The sequence below is a fragment of the Streptomyces sp. P9-2B-2 genome, from assembly GCF_030406865.1.
In the GTDB taxonomy this organism is placed as follows: domain Bacteria; phylum Actinomycetota; class Actinomycetes; order Streptomycetales; family Streptomycetaceae; genus Streptomyces; species Streptomyces platensis.
Genome location: NZ_CP129126.1, coordinates 6,940,054 through 6,962,909 on the forward strand (window position 1 = coordinate 6,940,054; position 22,856 = coordinate 6,962,909).

The following is a 22,856-nucleotide window of genomic DNA, read 5'->3' on the forward strand; positions in this document are numbered from 1 at the left end:
CGTAGTTGCCAAGGGACAACGGGGTTCATGGCGTAGCGAGCAGCTCGATCTCGGCGAGGGTGCCCGGGCCGTCGGGCACCAGCCGGTAGTGCCGGTAACTGTCCGGCCGGGCGATGCCGAAGACCCGCGTCTGCCGGTCCCAGGTGAAGGACTCGGCGTCGCGGTGGTCCAGCCGCGTCCACCGCTTGCCGTCCGGGGAGCCCTCCAGCGTCCAGCCGGCCGGGGCCGTGGCATGGTCCGCTGAGGTGAGGGTGTAGGACGTGACCCGCGTGGGCCGGGTGAGGTCCAGCGGGGCGTCGGTCAGTTCGGCCGCGGTGTCGGAGGTGTTGTCGACGAGCGGGCCGCCGCCGGGGGCGGTGACGTCCTGGGGCGGGGCGGGGACGCGGCTGTCCTTGGTGATCGAGGTGGGGGCGGCGTGCGCTCCGGTGCCCCAGGCGGAGGGCCGGTCGCCCATGGTGAAGTCCAGGGTGCCGCCGCGGGCGAGGAGTTGGTGCGGCAGGGCGGTGGAATTCCAGGGTTTTCCGTTCACCCGGAGGCCCTGGACGTAGACATTGCGGGCGTTGTTGCGCGGGGCGTTCACGGTGAGATCGCGGCCGTTCTCCAGATGGACCGTGGCTTTGGTGAAGAGCGGGGAGCCCACCGCGTATTCGCCCTGGCCCATCACCAGCGGATAGAAGCCGAGCGAGCTGAAGACGTACCACGCGGACATCTCGCCGTTGTCCTCGTCGCCCGGGTACCCCTGGCCGATCTCGCTGCCGAGGTAGAGCCGGGACATCGCCTCGCGGACCTTCTCCTGTGTCTTCCAGGGCTGCCCCGCCGCGTCATAGACATAGGCGATGTGGTGCGAGGGCTGATTGCTGTGTCCGTACATGCCCATGCGGGTGTCGCGGGCCTCGGTCATTTCATGGATGACCTGGCCGTAGGAGCCGGCGAATTCCTTGGACGCGGTCTCCGGCGTGGAGAAGTACGCATCCAGTTTCTTGCCCAGGGCGGTGCGGCCGCCGTAGAGGTTCGCCAGCCCCCGGGTGTCCTGCGGTGCGGTGAAGGCGAAGGTCCAGGCGTTGGTCTCGGTGTAGTCGTGGCCCCAGACCCGGGGGTCGAAGGTGCCCGGCGGCAGCCGCCAGTCGCCCTTGGCGTCCTTGCCCTGGAAGAAGCCGACCCGGCGGTCGAAGAGCTTGACGTAGTTCTGGGCGCGGCTCAGGAAATAGGCCGATTCTTCCTTGTAGCGGGGCTTCTTGGTCTTCTCGTACAGCGCCTTGCCCATACGGGCGATACCGAAGTCGTTGAGGTAGCCCTCCAGCGCCCAGGACATGCCCTCGCGGGTATCGGTGCTCGTATAGCCGAGGAACGGCGCGGTGGTCATGCCCTTACGGCCGACGCCGGGGTGCGGCGGGGCGACGGTGGCGTTCTTGACGGCCGCGGCATAGGCCGCCTCGGCATCGAATTCCACCCCCTTCACATAGGCGTCGGCGAATGCCACATCGGAACTCGTCCCGGTCATCAGGTCCGCATAACCGGGCGAGGACCAGCGGGAGATCCAGCCGCCGTCCTTGTACTGCTGGACGAAGCCGTCGACCATTTTCCCCGCGCGTTTCGGGGTGAGCAGCGAATAGGCGGGCCAGGTGGTCCGGTAGGTGTCCCAGAAGCCGTTGTTGACGTACACCTCACCGTCGACGATCTTCGAGCCGGTGCGGGTCGGGGTGTCCTGGCCGACCTGCGGCGAGAACGGGCTCGCGTAACGGCTGCGCGAACCGACCCGCTCGAAGCCGGAGTTGGGGTAGAGGTAGAGCCGGTAGAGGTTGGAGTAGAGCGTGGTGAGCTGATCGCGGCTCGCGCCCTCGACCTCGATACGGCCCAGCAGGTCGTCCCACTGGGACTGCGCCCGGTCCTTGACGCCGGCGAAGGCCGCGTCGTCGGAGATCTCCCGGGTCAGATTCGCCTTCGCCTGCTCCACGCTGATGAGTGAGGTCGCGATCCGCATCGTCACGGTGCGGTCCGCCCCGGGCTTGAAGCGGAGGTAGCCGGTGACGTCCTTGCCGCCCCCGCCGTCGAGCCGACCGCCGCCGGTGACCGGGGCGTCGAAGGCGGCGTAGACGAACAGCCGGGTGGCGCCGACGGACAGTCCGCTCTTGACGTCCGAGAAGCCGGTGACGATCCCGCGTTCGGTGTCCAGGTTCAGCCCGCCCTTGTTGTTGACGTTGTCGAAGATCAGGCTCGCCCGGTCGCCGGGGAAGGTGAAGCGCATCAGCGCGGCGTGGTCGGTGGGGGTGATCTCCGTCTCGAGGCCGTTGTCGAAGGTCACGCCGTAGTAGTGCGGCCTGGCGGTCTCGTTCTCGTGGTGGAACGGCAGCGCCCGGCCGGTGCGCGAGGCGTCCGGGGTGCCGGCCGCGACCGACGGCATGACCTGGAAGGTCTGCCGGTCGCCCATCCACGGGCTCGGCTCATGGCTGGCGCTGAACGCCTGGAGGGTGGGGAGATTGTCGGCGTTGTTCTTCCGCGCGTATTCGTAGAGCCAGTCCGCGGAGCCCGCGTTGGTGACCGGGGTCCAGAAGTTGAAACCGTTGGGGACGGCGGTGGCGGGGAAGGTGTTGCCGCGCGAGAAACTGCCGCTGGAGAGCGTGCCGCGGGTGGTGACGGCGTAGTCGGAGTAGTGGGGGAGCGGTTTGTCCGGGGCCTTGGGCGCGAGGGTGAGGTCATCCATCCAGCCCCGGAAGGCCGGCGCGGTCCGTGGTGCCGCCGGCGCGTCATAGCCGACCAGGATCCGGTCGACGGTCTTGCCCGCGGCCACCGCGCCGATCCGCGCTTCCCGGTTGTTCCACTGATTGACGTAGAGCGTCTTGGCGGCGGCCTGGCCCTGGGGCGTCAGCGGCGCGCCGTGCTGGTCGACGGCGGACAGCTCGCTGAGGTACGTACCGTCGGTGAAGGCCAGATCGACGGCGGTGTGGGTCGCCGGGTAGGCCGGATCGCTCTTCGCCATCTCGGGGAAGATCTTGTAGGAGAGCGAAGTGGCCGCGGTGACCGGCACATTGACGTCGAAGATCTTGTTGTACGAGTAGCCGTGGCCGGCGGCGGTGTGGGTGCCGGCGTAGCGCAGCGCGTGCCCTCCGGTGAAGCCGGCGTGGGCCTTGGCGGTGGGGGAGTCGCCGGGGCCGGTGTCGGTCCCGGTGTTCATCCCGGGTGCCGCCGGGGTGGTCTCCGGGGTGACGCCGGAGGTCCGGGGCTTTCCATCGGGGCCGGTCTCGACGGTGTCGGTCCAGTCCGGCCGCGGGTCGCCGGATTCGAAGGAGGAGCGGAACTCCGCTGTCCCTTGGGGTGGTTGGGGTGGCGCGGCCTGGGCCGGGCCGGGCGCGGTGATGATGAGCAGAGCGGCCGCCGCGAGGGCGGCGGGGCGGGCGATCCCCCGCAGTGGACTGTGCCGGTGTCTGAGCCGCACGCGAGCCCTCTCAACGAGATTGACATCGTTGTCAGTTACATGGCGCCGAGATAAACAGAGATAAGTAAGGTGCGTGGGGACTTTGGTGTCAAGGGTGCCGCTGCGATCGGTGCGCCGGTCGTGCCGCCCGTCGTGCCGCCGTTCGGGCGGCGGGGGACGGCCGGGCGAATCCCCGCATACCGGGGAGGTCTCAACTAGGGAAAGACTGCCGTCCAACCCTGCATTCGATCTTGCCCCTGCGACCGGAAGTGGACTATACCTGTCGGCGTCCGACCGGCCGTACGACGCAGGCCGTGGACCCGGGGGGAAGGCGGGAACGCATGACTGCCCCGCATTTCTCTAGCTAGCCCGGTGCACATCCCGTACAACTCAGCTTCATCTGACCCGCGGTGCCGGGGTGGCTCCGGTACACCGCCTGAGTCCTGAAGAAGGCGAGGACTTGAGCATGGGATCCACCTCAGCATTCAACCGTCGTGATCTGGTCAAGCGAGCCGCGGCCCTGGGGATCGTCGCCGTACCGGCCATGGGAATACTGTCGGCGTGCGCCGGCGGCGGCAGCGACAGCGATAACAAGGTCGAAAAGGGCAAGAAGTCCGCCAAGAATCCGCTCGCGGTCAATGAGTCGGCCGGCCTCGATGTCGTCATCTTCGACGGCGGATTCGGTGACAAGTACGCCAAGGACGCGCAGAGCGAGTACCTCAAGGCCTTCCCGAAGGCCGATGGCAAGGTGAAGCTCTCGTCGACCCAGAAGATCCAGTCGACGCTTCAGCCGCGCTTCAACGGCGGAAATCCCCCGGACCTCGTCGACAACTCCGGTGCGGAGCAAATGGACTTCGGCACGCTGGTCGCCAAGGACCAGCTGACCGACCTCTCGACGCTTCTCGACGCCCCGTCCGTCGATGACCCGAACAAGAAGGTGCGGGACACCCTGCGCCCCGGTGTCGTCGAAATGGGCCAGTTCGGCGGCAAGGAAACCTGGATCCTTTACTACGCGTACACGGTCTATGGCGTCTGGTACTCCAAGGGCAATCTGAAGAAGCTGGACGCGGAGTATCCGGAGACCTGGGACGAGATGCTGGCCCTGTGCGCCAAGGCCAAGAAGAAGGGCGTCGCGGGCTGGACGTACCCGGGCAAGTACCCGTACTACCTTCCCTTCAGCCTCTACCCGTTCATCGCCAAGATCGGCGGTGCGGAGGTGCTGCGGAAGATTGACAACCTGGAGCCGAACGCCTGGAAGGACCCGGCGGTCAAGGCGGCATTCGACGCCTACTACGAGCTCTACAAGAAGGGCTATGTCCTCAAGGGCTCGCCCGGCCTGGACCACCTCCAGTCGCAGAAGGCGTGGGCCGAGGGGAAGGCGCTGTTCATTCCGAACGGCTCCTGGGTGGAGAACGAGTCGGCCAAGCAGATCGCGCAGAACCCGCAGTTCGATCTCGCGGTGGGTGCCCCGTCCAGCCTGTCGGACTCCGACAAGATGCCCTACGGCACCATCTGGGCCTCCGGCGGTGAGCCGTACATCGTGCCCAGGAAGGCCCGTAACGCCGAGGGCGGGATGGAACTGCTGCGCATCATGCTCAGCAAGAAGTCCGCGCAGAATTTCATCCGGCAGGTCTCCTCGCTCACCTCGCTCAACGGCGGCACCGAGGGGCTGAAGCTCCCGCCGGGTCTGGCATCCGCGCAGGTGGCGCTGGAGAAGGCCGGGCAGAACATCGTCAATCCGCGGTTGCAGGACTGGTATGTGGCGCTCCAGAAGGAGCGGATCGGCGTCGGCGCGCTGGGCGAGATGATGGCCGGCCGGCTGACTCCCGACGAGGCCATCAAGAAGATCCAGAAGTATGCGGACGGCACCCGCGACGACTCCAGCGTGAAGAAGTACAAGCGCTGATCACGACGTTCGAAGCGGTACCGGCGGCGGCACGCGCAGGCAGACAACGGGATCGGTAGTCATGAAGCACGGTAAGTACCGTTTCATCGCGGGGTTCTTGATCCTCCCGCTGGCGATTTACGCGATCTTCGTGATCTCGCCCTTCGTGCAGGCCATCTACTACTCCTTGACGGACTGGACCGGACTGAGTCCGGACATGAAGATGGTCGGCTTCGACAACTATGCGCGGCTCTTCCAGGACGAGGTCTTCTGGTCCGCCGTGGGCAACAGTGTGACGTTGTTGCTGCTTCTGCCGGTGGTGACGCTCTCGCTCGGGCTCTTCTTCGCTTTCATGCTCAACGTCGGTGGCCGCCGCCGGAAGAAGGCGGTCATCGGCGGGGTGCGCGGCTCGGGCGCCTATAAGATCCTCTACTTCTTCCCGCAGGTGCTGTCGGTCCCGATCGTCGCGCTGCTGTTCCAGTTCGCCTACAACCCGGAGAGCGGCGCGCTCAACGCCTTCTTCGACGCGATCGGGCTCGACGGTGTGCAGCCGGACTGGCTGGGGGATCCGCAGATCGCGCTGTGGTGTGTGATGGCGGCGATGGTGTGGGCCAATGTCGGCTTCTATGTCGTGCTCTTCTCCGCCGGTATGAGCTCCATTCCGAAGGATTTCTACGAGGCCGCGCTGCTGGACGGTGCGAACCGCTTCAACACCTTCTTCCGGATCACCCTGCCGCTGCTGTGGGACACCGTGCAGACCGGCTGGATCTATATGGGCATTCTCGCCCTGGATGTGTCGGCCTTCGCCTTCGTCCAGATCATGAGCGTCGGTCCGGGCGGCCCCGACTATTCGACCGAGGTCCTTCCGCTGTACGTGTACCAGAAGACCTTCCGGGACGGTCAGGCCGGATATGCGACCGCGATCGGCGTTTCCCTGCTGATCGTGACCCTCGTCTTCTCGGCCGTCGTGATGCGGCTGGGCCGGCGCGAGCGACTGGAGTTCTGATGAGTGCGCAGACCGACCCCGCGGACCTCCCGGGGGTGACGAAGGAGCACACACCGGCTCCGGACGCGGCGCGGCTGCCCGGCCCGCGCGGCGGCCAGGCGCACAAGGACGACGGCGCCGGTAGTGGAAGCAGTGAGGGCAAGGTCCTCAATGTCTTCTCGCACGGAGTCCTGGTGATCTGGGGCCTGTTGGTCACCATGCCGCTGCTGTGGGCGGTGGTGAGCTCCTTCAAGGACGACAGCGAGATCTTCGGCTCGCCCTGGGGGCTGCCGTCGGTGCTGCACTTCGAGAACTGGTCGCGCGCCTGGGACAAGGCGAACATGGGCCAGTACTTCCTCAACTCGCTGATCGTCGTGGGTGGTTCGCTGATCGGCACGATGCTGCTGGGGTCGATGGCGGCGTATGTCCTGGCCCGCTTCGACTTCCCCGGCAACCGCTTCCTGTACTTCCTGTTCGTGGGCGGGATGGGCTTCCCGGTCATCCTGGCGCTGGTCCCGCTGTTCTTCGTCATGAAGAACATGGCGCTGCTGGACACGTACCACGGGCTGATCCTGGTCTATATCGCCTACTCGCTGCCGTTCACGGTCTTCTTCCTCAGCGGGTTCTTCAGAACGCTGCCCACGTCGGTGGCCGAGGCGGCGCTCATCGATGGCGCCTCACACACCCGCACCTTCTTCCAGGTGATGCTGCCGATGGCCAAGCCCGGCCTGATCAGCGTCGGCATCTTCAACTTCCTCGGCCAGTGGAATCAGTATCTGCTGCCGACGGTGCTCAACGTCGGTGAGCCGGACAAGAAGATGCTGACGCAGGGTCTGGTGGCCCTGGCGGTGAGTCAGGGCTACAAGGGGGACTGGTCCGGTCTGTTCGCCGGGCTGACGATCGCGATGCTGCCGGTGCTCGCCGCGTACATCATCTTCCAGCGGCAGGTGGTGGCCGGTCTGACGGCCGGCGCACTGAAGTAGGGGGCGGGCCGGGGGCCGGGGGCCACCTCCGAAGTCGGCGGACCGGCGGTCCGGCGAAAGATTCGCGCCACCTCGGCGTGCCCTCCGGCACGCCTCCCGGGGCGGCTCCGCGGCGGCGGGGCCGCCTTCGCGGGTGCCCGGATCAGCCGCTTCCTGATCATGCCGGGCTCAACGCCTTGACGAGACTTCCCGGCTGGCGTTCTGCTTAGAGTTCACATGTTGAATCGATGGCCGCCCCCCGAAGACCTGGGTGCGGTCGGCGGGCGGTCGTCGTGCCTCCCCAGCTGCCGCTGGGAGGCACCCCCGGCCCCAGACGGGAGTGGATGAGTCGATGGAGACTCCAGGGTCGCAGTCCTCACTGCACCGGGCCAATCTGGAGCGGGTCGTACGCGCGGTGCGTATGGCGGGCTCACTCACGCAGGCGGAGATCGCCCGGAGCACGGGGCTGTCCGCGGCCACCGTTTCCAACATCGTTCGCGAGTTGAAGGACGGCGGGACCGTTGAGGTGACGCCGACCTCGGCGGGCGGGCGGCGGGCGCGCAGTGTCTCGCTCTCCGGCGACGCGGGCATCGTCGTAGGGGTCGATTTCGGGCATTCCCATCTGCGGGTGGCGGTCGGCAACCTCGCCCACCAGGTGCTCGCCGAGGAGGCCGAGCCGATCGATGTGGACGCCTCCGCCGCCGAGGGCTTCGACCGGGCGGAACAGCTGGTCAACCGGCTGATCGCGGCCACCGGGATCGACGCCGGCAAGGTCGTCGGGGTCGGCCTGGGCGTGCCGGGGCCGATCGACGTCGAATCCGGGACGCTCGGCTCCACGGCGATCCTGCCGGGCTGGACGGGCACGAACCCCGGCCAGGAGCTCTCCGGGCGCCTCGGGGTACCCGTCCACGTCGACAACGACGCCAACCTCGGCGCGCTGGGCGAGCTGGTGTGGGGCGGCGGCCGCGGGGCCGCCGACCTGGCGTACATCAAGGTCGCCAGCGGGGTCGGCGCCGGGCTGGTGATCAGCGGGCAGATCTACCGCGGGCCGGGCGGCACGGCGGGCGAGATCGGGCACATCACGCTGGACGAGGCCGGTCCGGTGTGCCGCTGCGGCAACCGCGGCTGCCTGGAGACCTTCACCGCGGCCCGGTACGTCCTCCCGCTGCTCCAGCCGAGCCACGGGCCCGATCTGACCATGGCGCGGGTGGTCCAGCTGGCCCGCGACGGCGACCCGGGCTGCCGCCGGGTCATTGCGGACGTAGGGCGCTATATCGGCAGTGGTGTGGCGAATCTGTGCAATCTGCTCAATCCCAGCCGAGTGGTGCTCGGTGGTGATCTCGCCGAGGCCGGTGAGCTGGTGCTCGCGCCGATCCGTGAGTCGGTGTCGCGGTACGCGATCCCCAGCGCGGCACGGCAGTTGGGGATCGTCCCCGGCACGCTCGGCGGCCGGGCGGAGGTGCTCGGCGCGCTGGCGCTGGTGCTGAGCGAGATGGGCGATTCGACCCTGCTCGACGGGGTGCAGTCGGCGGACGCTCCCGCCCTGGCGTGAGCGCGCTGAGTTCACGCAGCTAACGCATGGCACCGTTGTCATCTCGTTAAGGATTTACTCCTTGACGGCCGGCTGGCGGCCGAGTTGACTTCCAGCCACCTCGGCCGCAACGACGCGGCCTCGTCAGGGAGGCACCCCAATGAACGTTTGGACGCGTCGCGTCGTCATAGGCACTGCCGCCGTCTCGATGGCGCTCTCCGTGGCCGCCTGCGGCAAGGCCGGTGACGGCGCCAAGTCGGGCGGCGGCGACAACAAGACCATCGGTCTGCTGCTTCCGGAGAACAAGACCACCCGCTACGAGACCTTCGACCGCCCGCTCATGGAGTCGAAGATCCACGCGCTGTGCAGCGACTGCAAGGTGCGGTACAACAACGCCTCGCAGGACACCGAGAACCAGAAGAAGCAGTTCGACGCGCTGATCACCCAGGGCGTGAAGGTGATCATCCTGGACCCCGTCGACTACAAGGCGACCAAGTCCTGGGTGAACCAGGCCGCCAAGAAGGGCGTGAAGGTCGTCGCCTACGACCGGCTGGCCGAGGGCAACATCTCCGCCTACGTGTCCTACGACAACGAGAAGATCGGCCGCCTCCAGGGCCAGGCGCTGGTCAAGGCACTCGGCGACAAGGCCAAGGACAGCAATGTCGTCATGATCAACGGTTCGCCGACCGACCCGAACATGCCGTTCTTCAAGAAGGGCGCCCACAGCGTCCTCGACAAGCAGGTCAAGAAGGTCGCGTACGAGCAGGACATCCCCGACTGGTCGCCTGACGAGGCCAACAAGAAGATGAGCGCCGCGCTCGACTCGCTCGGCAAGGACGGCTTCCAGGGCGTCTACTCCGGCAACGACGGCATGGCCGGCGGCATCATCACCGCGCTGAAGCAGAAGGGCGTGGACGTCCCGGTCGGCGGCCAGGACGCCGAGCTCGCGGGTCTCCAGCGGATCCTCAAGGGCGACCAGGCGTTCACCATTTACAAGCAGATCAAGCCGCAGGCCGACTCCACGGCCGAGATCGCCGTCAAGCTGCTCAAGGGCGAGAAGATCGACTCCCTGACGGACACCAAGGTCGACAGCCTCAGCGGCGAGGTCAAGGGCATCCCGGCCAAGCTGTACGACGCGCAGATCGTGACCAAGGACAACATCGCGTCCACGATCCTCAAGGACAAGGTCTACAAGGCGAGCCAGATCTGCACCGGCGACGCCAAGAAGGCCTGCGAGACGGCCGGCATCAAGTAATAAGGCCCCGGGCCCTTGCCCCCGGCCGTCCGGCCCCGGCTCCCCGGCCCCGGTCCCACGGCCCCTGGCTCCGGCCCCAGGCCCCCGGTCAGACGGGGCCGCGCGGCATCGCCCCGCGGCCCCGGCCCGGCCGTATCCCCACCGGTCCGCACCCCGACCGGTCCCCACCCGGTCCGCACCCCGACCGGCTCGCCCCCCACCGGTCCGTACCCGACCGGCCCGCACCCCGACCGGTCCGCGAGACCGGCCCTACCTCTACCGGCCCGTACCCGCGCCGCCCCGTCCCGGGCGCGGACGCCGGACCGGCCCCCGCAAAGCCCCCCCGCTCCACGCACCACCATCCCCGCCGTTGTGACGGCGGCGAAGGAGATGATTCACGTGTCCGCTACGCCTGTGCTGGCGTTGCGCGGAATCTCCAAGCGGTTCGGCGCCGTCCAGGCACTCACGGACGTCACCCTGGAGATCCACCCCGGTGAGGTGGTCGCCCTCGTCGGCGACAACGGCGCCGGCAAGTCCACCCTCGTCAAGACCATCTCGGGCGTGCACCCGGTCGACGACGGCGCCATCGAATGGCAGGGCGCGACGGTCCGCATCAACAAGCCGCACGACGCCCAGGAACTCGGCGTCGCCACCGTCTACCAGGACCTCGCGCTCTGCGACAACCTCGATGTCGTCGCCAACCTCTTCCTCGGCAACGAGACCCGCACCGTCGGCGTCCTCGACGAGATCGCCATGGAGAAGCGGGCCAAGGAGCTGCTGGACACCCTGTCCATCCGGATCCCCAGCGTCCGGATCCCGGTCGCGGCGCTCTCCGGTGGTCAGCGGCAGGTCGTCGCCATCGCCCGGGCACTGATCGGCGACCCGAAGGTCGTCATCCTGGACGAGCCCACCGCCGCGCTCGGTGTCGAGCAGACCGCGCAGGTCCTCGACCTCGTCGAGCGGCTGCGGGAGCGCGGTCTGGGCGTGATCCTCATCAGCCACAACATGGCCGATGTGCAGGCCGTCGCGGACCGGGTCGCGGTGCTGCGGCTGGGCCGCAACAACGGTGTCTTCGATGTCGAGGGCACCTCTCACGAAGAGATCATCGCCGCCATCACCGGCGCCTCGGACAACGCCGTGACCCGCCGCAAGGCGCGCACGGACCAGGTGAAGAAGGAGGTCGACGCATGAGTGACCTGACCAAGGAGCCTGCGGCGGCCGAGGACGTGGAGACCACGGACGCCCCCGCCACGGACACTCCGGAGACGGACGCCCCGGCCGCGGACGCCGTCCAGGCTGCCGCCGTCGACCCCCGTCTGCTCGTCCGCGAACAGGGCTTCGCCGGCTACCTCAACGACTTCAGGCGCCGGGTGCGCGGCGGTGAGCTGGGCTCGCTGCCGGTCATCATCGGCCTGTTCGTCATCGCGGTCGTCTTCCAGCTGAAGAACAGCAGCTTCCTGTCCGCGGACAGCCTCGCCAACATCGGCGTCTACACCTCGGGCCTCGGCATCATGGCCGTCGGCATCGTCTTCGTGCTGCTGCTCGGCGAGATCGATCTGTCCGTCGGCTCGGTGGCGGGCGTCGGCGCGGCCGTGTGGGCCGTACTCAGCGTCACCAACGGCGTCAATGACTGGCTCGCGGTGCTGATCGCCATCGCGACCGGTGTGGCGATCGGCGCCCTGCACGGGTTCTTTTTCGCCAAGATCGGAGTGCCGGCCTTCGTCGTCACCCTGGCCGGATTCCTCGGCTGGAGCGGACTCCAGATCTGGATGATGGGCAAGGAAGGCTCCATCAACACGCCGAGCGGCAGTGTCGTGGAGAACCTCACCGGCTACTACTTCGAGGACAAGGGCGCCGCCTACGGTCTCGCGCTGGTCGCGGTGCTCGCCTACGCCGGATCGCTGCTGCTGGACAGCAAGCGCCGCCGGGCCGCCGCGCTGCCCTCCCGGCCGCTCAGCGAGATCCTGCTGCGCACCGGCGTGGTCGCGGTGCTCGCCTTCGTCGTCGCCTATGTCCTGAACGAGCCGGCCGGCGCCCGCGGTCTGCCGCTGGCCCTGGTGCTGTTCCTCGCGGTCCTGGTCATCGCCGATTTCGTGGTGCGCCGTACCACTTACGGACGGCAGATCTTCGCGGTCGGCGGCAACGCCGAGGCGGCCCGCCGCGCCGGTATCAACGTCAACAAGATCCGGATCAGCGTCTTCGCGGTCTCCGGCATGCTCGCGGCCTTCGGCGGACTGTTCATCGCCAGCCTCTCCGGTGGCGCCACCAAGAACCTGGGCTCCGGCAACACCCTGATGAACGTCATCGCGGCGGCCGTCATCGGCGGCACCAGCCTCTTCGGCGGCCGGGGCAAGATCTGGTCCGCGCTGCTGGGCATGCTGGTCATCCAGTCGATCCAGCAGGGCCTGAATCTGCTCGGTATGGCCAGTGAGATCCAGTACATGATCACCGGCGCGGTGCTGCTCGCCGCCGTGGTGATCGACTCGGTCTCCCGCCGGACGCAGAAAACGGCCGGACGCACCTGACCGCGGTCCCCGTCCGACGGCGCCGGCCCCCACCGGGCATCATCCGGTGGGGGCCGTTCCGCGTGCGGTGACGTACGCCGTGCGGTGCGCCGAAACCCGGGTTCACCCGAGTGACATACATCGCAAGGCCCGGGCGTCGGCGCGGCGGGCGCGACATTAGACTCATCTGATCGGCAAGCTCGATCCACGGCAGCAGGCAGCAAGCAGCAAGGAGGCAGGGGTGCAGGAGGTGCCGCGCAAGGCGAGTCCGGCCGGGGTGGTGGCGGGCGACGGGAGGGCGCTGCTTTCCCGTATCAAGGGACCGCGCGATCTGGACCGACTGAGCTCGGAGCAGCTGGAGCAGCTGGCAGGGGAGATCCGTACCTTCCTCGTGGATGAGGTGTCCAAGACCGGCGGACACCTCGGCCCGAACCTCGGCGTGGTCGAGCTGACCATCGCCCTGCACCGTGTCTTCGACTCCCCGAAGGACAAGGTCCTCTTCGACACCGGGCACCAGTCCTACGTCCACAAGCTGCTCACCGGCCGTCAGGACTTCTCCAAGCTCAAGGCGAAGGGCGGCCTGTCCGGCTACCCCTCCCGTGCCGAGTCCGAGCACGACGTCATCGAGAACAGCCACGCCTCCACGGTGCTGGGCTGGGCCGAGGGCATCGCGAAGGCCAACGAGGTGCGCGGCTGCGACAACCGGGTCGCCGCGGTCATCGGTGACGGCGCGCTGACCGGCGGCATGGCCTGGGAGGCGCTGAACAACATCGCCGCCGCCAAGGACCGCCCGCTCGTCATCGTCGTCAACGACAACGAGCGCTCCTACGCCCCGACCATCGGCGGCCTCGCCAACCACCTGGCGACGCTGCGCACCACGGACGGCTACGAGCGCTTCCTGGCCCGCGGCAAGGACCTGCTGGAGCGCACGCCCGTCGTCGGCAAGCCGCTCTACGAGACCCTGCACGGCGCCAAGAAGGGCCTGAAGGACTTCATCGCCCCGCAGGGCATGTTCGAGGACCTGGGCCTGAAGTACGTCGGCCCGATCGACGGCCATGACATCGAGGCGCTGGAATCCGCCCTGACGCGCGCCAAGCGCTTCGGCGGCCCGGTCATCGTCCACTGCCTCACCGAGAAGGGCCGCGGCTACCAGCCCGCCCTCCAGGACGAGGCGGACCGCTTCCACGCCGTCGGCAAGATCCACCCCGACACCGGCCTGCCCATCTCCTCGGGCGGCAAGGACTGGACGTCCGTCTTCGGTGACGAGATGGTCGAACTCGGCAAGGAGCGCAAGGACATCGTCGCCATCACGGCGGCCATGCTCCAGCCCGTCGGCCTGGACAAGTTCGCCAAGGCTTTCCCCGACCGCGTCTACGACGTCGGCATCGCCGAGCAGCACGCGGCGGTCTCCGCTGCGGGCATGGCCACCGGCGGTCTGCACCCGGTCTTCGCGGTCTACGCCACCTTCCTCAACCGCGCCTTCGACCAGGTGCTGATGGATGTCGCGCTGCACAAGTGCGGCGTCACCTTCGTGCTGGACCGGGCCGGTGTCACCGGCACCGACGGCGCCTCGCACAACGGCATGTGGGACATGTCGATCCTTCAGGTCGTACCCGGCCTGCGGATCGCCGCGCCGCGCGACGCCGACCAGGTCCGCGCCCAGCTGCGGGAGGCCGTCGAGGTCGATGACGCGCCCACCGTGGTGCGCTACTCCAAGGGCGCGGTCGGCCCCGCCGTGGAGGCCGTCGGACGGATCGGCGGCATGGACGTGCTGCGCGAGCCCGCCGAGGGCGTCACCCGGCCCGATGTCCTCCTGGTGTCCGTCGGCGCGCTCGCCCCGATGTGCCTGGAGATCGCCGACCTGCTGGACAAGCAGGGCATCTCCACCACCGTCGTCGACCCCCGCTGGGTCAAGCCGGTCGACGCGGCGCTGCCGGGGCTGGCCGCCAAGCACCGGGTCGTGGTCACCGTCGAGGACAACGTCCGTTCCGGCGGCGTCGGTTCGGCCGTCTCCCAGGCGCTGCGCGACGCCGGTGTGGACGTGCCGCTGCGCGACTTCGGCATCCCCGAGCAGTTCCTCGACCACGCCTCCCGCAAGGAGGTCATGGCGGAGATCGGGCTCACCGCACCGGACATCGCCCGCCAGGTCACCGGCCTGGTCTCGAAGATCGACGGGCTGCCCCAGCCCTCGCTCCGGCCGGCCGGGGAAGCCTCCGCCGACGACACCGCGGACGCCTCCGAGATCGCCCGCGCCAAGGGTCCGGCCGAGCCGGCCGAGGCCACCCGCGACTGATTCCGCCGACGGCACGATGGGCCGGGCCGGTCATCCGTATGGATGTTCCGCCCGGCCCATCGGCATACGTACGGCCGCACCCCATCGGGTGAATCCCCTCCGTCCGGAGGCCCGCCGAAGCTGACTGTTTCCCGACATTGCGGAGACTCGGTCAGTTCAGGAGAGTTGCGAGGGTCGTCCAGGCGGAGGTTCGCCCATGAGCACACAGCACGGCACACCACACGATTCACGCCGCAATCGCGGTCTGTTCCGGACGAAGACTGTAGAACAGTCGATCCGGGATACCGAGGAGCCGGAGCACACGCTCAAGAAGTCCCTGTCGGCGCTCGATCTGACCGTCTTCGGTGTCGGTGTCGTCATCGGCACCGGCATTTTCGTCCTGACCGGAAAAATCGCCAAGGAACAGGCCGGACCCGCCGTCGCACTGTCCTTCGTCGTCGCGGGCGTGGTCTGCGCGCTGGCGGCGCTGTGTTACGCGGAGTTCGCCTCCACCGTGCCGGTCGCCGGATCGGCCTACACCTTCTCGTACGCCTCACTGGGGGAGCTGCCCGCCTGGATCATCGGCTGGGACCTGATCCTGGAACTCGCCCTGGGCTGTGCGGTGGTCGCGGTCGGCTGGTCCGGCTATGTGCGGTCCCTGCTGGACTCCGCCGGGCTGCATCTGCCCGCCGCGCTGTCCGGCACCCACGAGGGGCGGTTCGGCTTCGATCTGCTCGCCTTCCTCCTCGTGCTGCTGCTGACCGCCATTCTGGTGTTCGGGATGAAGCTGTCCTCACGGGTGACGACGGTGGTCGTCGGAATCAAGGTCACCGTCGTCCTGCTGGTCATCGTCGCCGGAGCCTTCTTCATCAACGGCGCCAACTACACACCGTTCATCCCGCCCAGCGAGCCGAGTGAAGCCGGCGGCGGACTGGCCGCCCCGCTCTCCCAGCTGATGTTCGGCTTCGCCCCGGCCAACTTCGGAACCATGGGCATCTTCGCCGCCGCGGCCGTGGTCTTCTTCGCCTTCATCGGCTTCGACATCGTGGCCACCGCCGCCGAGGAGACCCGCAACCCGCAGCGCGATGTGCCACGCGGCATCCTCGGCTCACTGGCCATCTGCACGCTCCTCTACGTGGCCGTGTCCATCGTCGTGACCGGGATGCAGAAGTACAGCAAGCTCTCCACCGACGCCCCGCTCGCCGATGCCTTCAAGGACCTCGGACATCCCTTCTTCGCGGGCGTGATCAGCTTCGGCGCCGCCGTCGGCCTGACCTCCGTCAGCATGATTCTGCTGCTCGGCCAGAGCCGGGTGTTCTTCGCGATGAGCCGGGACGGGCTGCTGCCGCGGGCCTTCTCGCGGTCCCACCCGCGGTTCGGCACGCCCTACCGCTCGACCATCGCGCTGGGCGCCGTCGTCGCCGTCGTCGCCGGCTTCACCTCGATCGACGAACTCGCCGAACTGGTCAATATCGGCACCCTGTTCGCCTTCGTCGTGGTTGCCATCGGCGTCGTCCTGCTCCGCCGCTCCCGGCCCGATCTGCCCCGCTCCTTCCGCACCCCGCTGGTGCCGCTGGTGCCGGTGCTCTCGGTGGCCTCCTCGGTGTGGCTGATGCTCAATCTGCCCGCCGAGACCTGGGTCCGGTTCGCCATCTGGATGGTGCTCGGCTTCGTCATCTACTTCCTGTACGGCCGCTCCCACAGCCGCCTCGGCCTCCGCACCCGGCAGCCCGCCAAGGACTGACGGCCACACCCTCCTGGCCCCTCCGCGTCGTGCCCCGTATGCCGCGCCCGCCCCGGCATACGGGGCACGACGACCTCACCTGCCGGAGAGGAGCCCGGCGAGGCGGTGCAGCGAGTGGGTGAGTCAAGCACTTGGACCTGGTTGGTCCCGTAGGGCCTGTCGTTTGGTCAGGCCGGGCTCGCGCCCCGCCCCCACACCGCCCGTGGGCCCGTCACCCGGGCGCCCAGTGCCTGGACGCGTTCGCGTAGTTCGCGGTCGGCGGTGACCACCAGGCAGTCGCGGTCGGTGCCCTCGTCCGCGACCAGTTGCACGATCCGGTCGTCGCCGCTGCCGGTCGCCGCCACCACCCGGACGCCCTCGACGGACTCCACGCCGCGCGCCGCGCCCTCGACCACCAGGATCAGTTCCAGGGGCGGTGGCACCAGCCCCGGCAGCCCTTCGGCCGCGTAGCCGGGGAGCGCGTCGCGCAGCCGCTCGGCCGCGCCGTGCCGGTCCCGCCACCAGCCGTCGGGCACCGAGCCGACGACATTCGCGGCATCGACAATGACCAAGGAATCCATGGCGCCACCCTCCCATGCCGGGCCGCCGCCGGACCCGGGCACACGAAAGCGCGGGCCGGCTCCGCCGAGCCGGCCCGCGCCTTCGCTGTCAGCCGTGCACCCTTAGGCGGGCACGCTCGCGATGCCCGGGGCCAGGAACTTCTTGCCCCGCACCCGCTCGGAGACGCCCGCGCGGTCCAGGTACGGCGTGATGCCGCCCAGGTGGAAGGGCCAGCCGGCGCCGGTGATCAGGCACAGGTCGACGTCCTGCGCCTCGGCGACGACGCCCTCGTCCAGCATCAGGCCGATCTCCTGCGCGACGGCGTCCAGGACGCGGTCGCGGACCTGCTCCTCCGTCAGCACCGAGTCGCCCTGCTTGAGCAGCGCGGCGACCTCGGGGTCCAGCTCCGGCTTGCCGGAGTCGTAGACGTAGAAGCCGCGCTTGCCGGCCTCGACGACGGCCTTGAGGTTCGGGGAGACCGTGAAGCGGTCCGGGAAGGCGCCGTTGAGCGTCTCGGAGACGTGCAGACCGATCGCCGGGCCGACCAGCTCCAGCAGCACCAGCGGCGACATCGGCAGACCGAGCGGCTCGATGGCCTTCTCCGCGGTCTCGACCGGGGTGCCCTCGTCGATGACGTTCTGGATCTCGCCCATGAAGCGGGTCAGGATGCGGTTGACGACGAACGCCGGGGCGTCCTTCACCAGGACCGCGGTCTTCTTCAGCTTCTTGGCGACGCCGAAGGCCGTGGCCAGCGACGCGTCATCGGTCTTCTCACCGCGGACGATCTCCAGCAGCGGGAGGATCGCGACCGGGTTGAAGAAGTGGAAGCCGACGACCCGCTCGGGGTGCTTCAGCTTCGACGCCATCTCGGTGACCGACAGCGAGGAGGTGTTGGTGGCGAGGATCGCGTGCGCCGGGGCGACGGCCTCCACCTCCGCGAACACCGTCTGCTTGACGCCGATCTCCTCGAAGACCGCCTCGATGATGAAGTCGGCGTCGGAGAAGCCCTCGGCCTTGTCCAGGACACCGGAGACCAGGGCCTTGAGGCGGTTGGCCTTGTCCTGGTTGATGCGGCCCTTGCCGAGCAGCTTGTCGATCTCGGCGTGGACATAGCCCACACCCTTGTCGACGCGCTCCTGGTCGATGTCGGTCAGCACGACCGGCACCTCCAGGCGGCGCAGGAACAGCAGGGCCAGCTGCGAGGCCATCAGGCCGGCGCCGACGACACCGACCTTGCTGACCGGACGCGCCAGGTTCTTGTCCGGCGCACCGGCGGGCCGCTTGGCGCGCTTCTGCACCAGGTTGAACGAGTAGATCCCGGCGCGGAGTTCGCCGCCCATGATCAGGTCCGCCAGGGCCTGGTCCTCGGCGTCGAAACCGGCCTGGAGGTCGCCGTCCTTGGCGGCCGCGATGATGTCCAGCGCGCGGTGGGCGGCCGGGGCGGCGCCGTGCACCTTGCCGTCGGCGATGAACTTGCCCTTGGCGACGGCCTGGTCCCAGCCCTCACCGCGGTCGATCTCGGGACGCTCGACCGTCACGTCGCCCTTGAGGACGTTCGCGGTCCAGATCAGCGACTGCTCCAGGAAGTCCGCGCCCTCGAAGATCGCGTCCGCGATGCCGAGGTCGAAGACCTGCTGGCCCTTGAGCTGCTTGTTCTGGTTGAGCGAGTTCTCGATGATGACCGAGACGGCCTTGTCCGCGCCGATGAGGTTCGGCAGCAGCGCGCAGCCGCCCCAGCCCGGGACGAGACCGAGGAAGACCTCGGGCAGCGAGAAAGCCGGGAGGGCCTTGGAGACGGTGCGGTAGGAGCAGTGCAGACCGACCTCGACGCCACCGCCCATCGCGGCACCGTTGTAGTACGCGAAGGTCGGCACGGCCAGCTTCGACAGCCGCTTGAAGACCTCGTGGCCGCCCTTGCCGATGGCCAGCGCGTCCTCGTGCTGCTTCAGCAGCTCGACGCCCTTGAGGTCGGCGCCGACGGCGAAGATGAACGGCTTGCCGGTGAGGCCGACGCCGACGATGTCGCCGTCCGCGGCCTCCTTCTCGACCTGGTCGATCGCGGCGTTGAGGTTCGCCAGCGAGCCCGGACCGAAGGTGGTCGGCTTGGTGTGGTCGAAGCCGTTGTCGAGCGTGATCAGCGCGAACTTGCCGGCGCCGTAGGGGAGATCGAGGTGGCGGACGTGCGCCGACGTGACGACCTCGTCGGGGAACAGCTCGGCCGCGCCCTTGAGGAGCTCGGCGGTGGTGGTGGTGCTCACTTGTCGCCTCCGGCGTCCTTGTGGTGCGGGTTCTCCCAGATGACCGTGGCGCCCATGCCGAAGCCGACGCACATGGTGGTCAGGCCGTAGCGGACCTCCGGCTGCTCCTCGAACTGGCGGGCCAGCTGCGTCATCAGCCGCACACCGGAGGAGGCCAGCGGGTGCCCGAAGGCGATGGCGCCGCCGTACTGGTTGACGCGCGCGTCGTCGTCGGCGATGCCGTAGTGGTCGAGGAAGGCGAGCACCTGCACGGCGAACGCCTCGTTGATCTCGAAGAGGTTGATGTCCTCGATGCCCAGGCCCGCCTTGGCGAGCGCCTTCTCGGTGGCCGGGATCGGGCCGTAGCCCATGACCTCGGGCTCGACACCGACGAAGGCGTAGGAGACCAGGCGCATCTTGACCGGGAGGTTGTGCTCCCGGGCGAAGTCCTCGGAGGCGAGGACCGAGGCGGTGGCGCCGTCATTGAGACCGGCGGCGTTGCCCGCGGTGACGCGGCCGTGCGTACGGAACGGCGTCTTCAGGCCCGCGAGGTTCTCCAGGGTCGTCCCCGGACGCATCGGCTCGTCGGCGGTGACCAGGCCCCAGCCCGTCTCGCCGACCTCCGCGTTGGTGTTGCGCACCGAGATCGGGACCAGGTCCTGCTGGATCTTCCCGTTCGCGTACGCCTTCGCCGCCTTCTCCTGCGAGCGCACGGCGTATTCGTCGGCGCGCTGCTTGGTGATGTGCGGGTAGCGGTCGTGGAGGTTCTCCGCCGTCATGCCCATGAACAGGGCCGACTGGTCGACGAGCTTCTCGCTGACGAACCGCGGGTTCGGGTCGACGCCCTCACCCATGGGGTGGCGGCCCATGTGCTCGACACCACCGGCGATGACGGCGTCGTACGCACCGAAGGCGATGGAGCCGGCGGTCGCCGTGACGGCGGTCAGCGCACCGGCGCACATGCGGTCGATGGAGTAGCCGGGCACGGACTGCGGGAGGCCCGCCAGGATGCCAGCCGTGCGGCCGATGGTCAGACCCTGGTCACCGATCTGGGTGGTCGCGGCGATGGCGACCTCGTCGATCTTCGCGGGGTCCAGGGCCGGGTTGCGGCGCAGCAGCTCCCGGATGGCCTTCACGACGAGATCGTCGGCGCGGGTCTCGTGGTAGATGCCCTTCGGGCCCGCCTTGCCGAACGGGGTGCGGACGCCGTCGACGAAGACGACGTCCCTAGCGGTACGAGGCACGTTGGCTCTCCTCCAGGTGCGGGATGGCACTGCTGCTGCATGGCGCCCCGCGGGGCGCTTCACACCGACATGCTACTTACGGGTAACCAAGCTGCACACCCCCACCGCCCGGAGCGTTGAAGGTCACACCCGGCGGACGCCCCGACTGCCGGGCGGCCGCACCACAACCGGCGGAAATCGGTGATCGAAATGGGCTGAATACCCGTCGGGTCTTGGGGTGATTCGTCCCACCACACACCTAAAGTGCCCATATGGATACGAATAGGAGTGGTGTTGTGATCCGGCGCGGGCGTCCGGCGGGCCCGCGCACGATCGGACTGGTCTGTGCCGTCGCCGCCGCGGGCGCGCTGCTGTCGGGCTGCGGCAGCAGCGGCAGCGACACGGCAAGCCCTCAGAAGAGCGCGGCCCCCTCGCGGGCGGTACCCGCCACCGCCGCCTCACTCAACGCGGACCAGGCCCAGCGTCAGGCCCTGGTTCCCAAGGCCAAGGTGGACTACGGGCAGGCGCTGAAGGCCGCGATCGCGGCCGTCCCGTCCTCGGAGGCGATCGCCGCGGAGCTCAAGGGGACGCCCGGCAGCCCCTATTGGGGCACCGTGGTGGCGACGACCGACGGGACGGCGTACGCGGTGCGCGTGGACGCGGTCTCCGGCAAGGCCCAGAAGCCGCAACCCCAGTCGGACGACCCCGACGACAAACAGGAGCTGGCCGCCCGGCTGGGCAAGGCCACCGTCACGGCCCAGCAGGCCGCGCAGACGGCCACCGAGAAGACGAAGGGCACCGTCACCACCATCGAGCTCGGCGACGCCGACCACGGCAACGACACCGTGGCGTGGACGGTGGGCGTGGTGACCACCGACGACTGGAACGAGACCACGTACGAGATCGACGCGACCAACCGCAAGGTCCTGTGGATGCACCTCGATCAGGACTGAGCGACGATCCCCACCTGCCCCGGGCCGGCGTGCTGCGCCGCCCGGGGCCGCCGTGTCAGCCGGCGTCCGTCAGCAGCGCCTCGGTGAGGATCGGCGCGACCTGCTCGATCTGCCAGGGGCGCGCGCCGTGCCCGGACAGCACCTCGGCGACCGTTTCCCGGGTCGGCTCGGCCGGCGGCTCCCAGCACAGCCGGCGCACCGTGTCCGGTGTGATCAAGTTCTCCTGCGGGAGATTCAGCTCCTCGGCGAGCGCGGTGACCGCCGCACGGGCGGCCGACAGCCGGGCCGCGGCGACCGGGTCCTTGTCGGCCCAGGCGCGGGGCGGCGGCGGGCCGTTGAGCGGCTGGCCGGGCTGCGGCAGCTCGCTCTCGGGCAGCGCCCGGGCGCGGTCCACGGCGGCCTGCCACTGCTCCAGCTGCCGGCGGCCCATCCGGTGTCCGAAGCCGGGCAGCCCCGCCAGCGCGTGACTGTTCGGCGGCAGGCTCAGCGCCGCCTCTACGATCGCGCCGTCCCCGAGCACCTTGCCGGGCGAGACGTCGCGCCGCTGGGCGACCTGGTCACGGGCCGTCCACAGCTCCCGTACGACCGCCATCTGGCGGCGCCGGCGGACCTTGTGCATGCCGGACGTGCGGCGCCAGGGGTCCTTGCGGGGCGGCGGCGGGGGAGCGGCGGCGATCGCCGCGAACTCCTGCCGGGCCCACTCCAGCTTTCCCTGCTCCGTCAGCTCCTCCTCCAGCGCGTCCCGCAGATCCACCAGCAGCTCGACATCGAGCGCGGCATAGCGAAGCCAGGGCTCGGGCAGCGGGCGGGTGGACCAGTCGACGGCGGAGTGGCCCTTCTCCAGGGCGAAGCCGAGGACGTTCTCGACCATGGCGCCCAGGCCGACCCGGGCGAAGCCGGCCAGCCGTCCGGCCAGCTCGGTGTCGAACAGCCGGGTGGGGACCATCCCTATGTCACGCAGACACGGCAGGTCCTGGGTGGCGGCGTGCAGCACCCACTCGGCGTCACCGATCGCCTCCCCCAGCGCCGACAGGTCGGGGCAGCCGACCGGGTCGACCAGCACACTGCCGGCGCCCTCGCGGCGCAGCTGTACGAGGTAGGCGCGCTGACCGTAGCGGTAGCCGGAGGCCCGCTCGGCGTCGACGGCCACCGGGCCCGTACCGGCCGCGAAGGCGGCCACGACCTCGGCGAGTGCCTCGTCCGTGGCGGTCACCGGGGGGATGCCCTCGCGGGGCTCCAGGAGAGGGACCGGCGCCGGTCGGGGGTCCGGAGGCGAGTCTCCGGTTGCTCGCAGTGTCGTGTCTGCTGCGGTCTTTTGGGCGTCGGTCACCAGTCAAGGGTATCTGTGTATGCACGTCGCCCGTCGAGGGAACG

At 69.1% G+C, this 22,856-nt stretch carries 15 protein-coding genes; 10 read left to right on the plus strand and 5 right to left on the minus strand.

Going from position 1 to position 22,856, the window contains the following annotated elements; all coding sequences use genetic code 11:
* Positions 1–25 precede the first annotated feature (25 nt).
* Positions 26–3,433: a GH92 family glycosyl hydrolase gene (locus QT196_RS30545; protein WP_290356071.1), complete on the minus strand. Its 3,408-nt coding sequence runs from the start codon at positions 3,431–3,433 to the stop codon at positions 26–28.
* A 445-nt stretch (positions 3,434–3,878) separates the two neighbouring features.
* Between QT196_RS30545 and ngcE the strand changes: the two genes are divergently transcribed.
* The 9 genes from ngcE (at position 3,879) to QT196_RS30590 (ending at position 16,529) form a co-directional block, all read left to right on the plus strand.
* Complete coding sequence (gene ngcE / locus QT196_RS30550) at positions 3,879–5,318, plus strand: N-acetylglucosamine/diacetylchitobiose ABC transporter substrate-binding protein (protein WP_290356072.1); 1,440 nt, start codon at positions 3,879–3,881, stop codon at positions 5,316–5,318.
* 61 nt (positions 5,319–5,379) lie between these two features.
* Positions 5,380–6,303: a sugar ABC transporter permease gene (locus QT196_RS30555; protein WP_168481839.1), complete on the plus strand. Its 924-nt coding sequence runs from the start codon at positions 5,380–5,382 to the stop codon at positions 6,301–6,303.
* Positions 6,303–7,265 (plus strand): carbohydrate ABC transporter permease, encoded by a 963-nt coding sequence (locus QT196_RS30560; RefSeq protein ID WP_168481840.1) that lies wholly within the window; start codon positions 6,303–6,305, stop codon positions 7,263–7,265. The genes QT196_RS30555 and QT196_RS30560 overlap by 1 nt, the downstream gene beginning before the upstream one ends.
* A gap of 331 nt (positions 7,266–7,596) precedes the next feature.
* Entirely contained in the window at positions 7,597–8,796 is a 1,200-nt protein-coding gene (locus QT196_RS30565) for an ROK family transcriptional regulator (RefSeq protein ID WP_290356073.1), read from the plus strand.
* A gap of 139 nt (positions 8,797–8,935) precedes the next feature.
* The gene (locus QT196_RS30570) at positions 8,936–10,030 is read left to right on the plus strand and encodes a substrate-binding domain-containing protein (protein ID WP_248001373.1); all 1,095 of its coding nucleotides are present in this window, start codon (positions 8,936–8,938) and stop codon (positions 10,028–10,030) included.
* Between the two features lie 369 nt (positions 10,031–10,399).
* Positions 10,400–11,200, plus strand: coding sequence for an ATP-binding cassette domain-containing protein (locus QT196_RS30575; RefSeq protein ID WP_168481841.1), 801 nt, complete (start codon positions 10,400–10,402; stop codon positions 11,198–11,200).
* A complete protein-coding gene (locus QT196_RS30580; RefSeq protein ID WP_168481842.1) occupies positions 11,197–12,534 on the plus strand; it encodes a sugar ABC transporter permease in 1,338 nt (445 codons plus the stop codon). Before QT196_RS30575 ends, QT196_RS30580 begins: the two co-directional genes overlap by 4 nt.
* Positions 12,535–12,754: 220 nt before the next feature.
* Entirely contained in the window at positions 12,755–14,806 is a 2,052-nt protein-coding gene (dxs, locus tag QT196_RS30585; protein ID WP_168481843.1) for a 1-deoxy-D-xylulose-5-phosphate synthase, read from the plus strand.
* Between the two features lie 196 nt (positions 14,807–15,002).
* A complete protein-coding gene (locus QT196_RS30590; RefSeq protein ID WP_290356074.1) occupies positions 15,003–16,529 on the plus strand; it encodes an amino acid permease in 1,527 nt (508 codons plus the stop codon).
* Between the two features lie 167 nt (positions 16,530–16,696).
* On the opposite strand, the gene QT196_RS30595 is transcribed toward QT196_RS30590, so the two are convergent.
* The 3 genes from QT196_RS30595 to QT196_RS30605 form a co-directional block, all read right to left on the minus strand.
* Positions 16,697–17,089 carry an NTP pyrophosphohydrolase gene (locus QT196_RS30595; RefSeq protein WP_290356075.1) on the minus strand — a complete coding sequence of 131 codons (393 nt, stop codon included), beginning with the start codon at positions 17,087–17,089 and terminating at the stop codon, positions 16,697–16,699.
* 102 nt (positions 17,090–17,191) lie between these two features.
* Positions 17,192–19,327, minus strand: coding sequence for a 3-hydroxyacyl-CoA dehydrogenase NAD-binding domain-containing protein (locus QT196_RS30600; protein WP_290356077.1), 2,136 nt, complete (start codon positions 19,325–19,327; stop codon positions 17,192–17,194).
* Positions 19,324–20,550, minus strand: a complete 1,227-nt coding sequence (locus QT196_RS30605; protein ID WP_168481847.1) for an acetyl-CoA C-acyltransferase — start codon at positions 20,548–20,550, stop codon at positions 19,324–19,326. The genes QT196_RS30600 and QT196_RS30605 overlap by 4 nt, the downstream gene beginning before the upstream one ends.
* A gap of 275 nt (positions 20,551–20,825) precedes the next feature.
* Between QT196_RS30605 and QT196_RS30610 the strand changes: the two genes are divergently transcribed.
* Entirely contained in the window at positions 20,826–21,482 is a 657-nt protein-coding gene (locus tag QT196_RS30610; protein ID WP_290356078.1) for a PepSY domain-containing protein, read from the plus strand.
* A gap of 55 nt (positions 21,483–21,537) precedes the next feature.
* Here the strand turns inward: QT196_RS30610 and QT196_RS30615 are convergent, their stop codons facing one another.
* Entirely contained in the window at positions 21,538–22,812 is a 1,275-nt protein-coding gene (locus QT196_RS30615; RefSeq protein ID WP_266731673.1) for a ribonuclease D, read from the minus strand.
* Between the last annotated feature and the right edge of the window lie 44 nt (positions 22,813–22,856).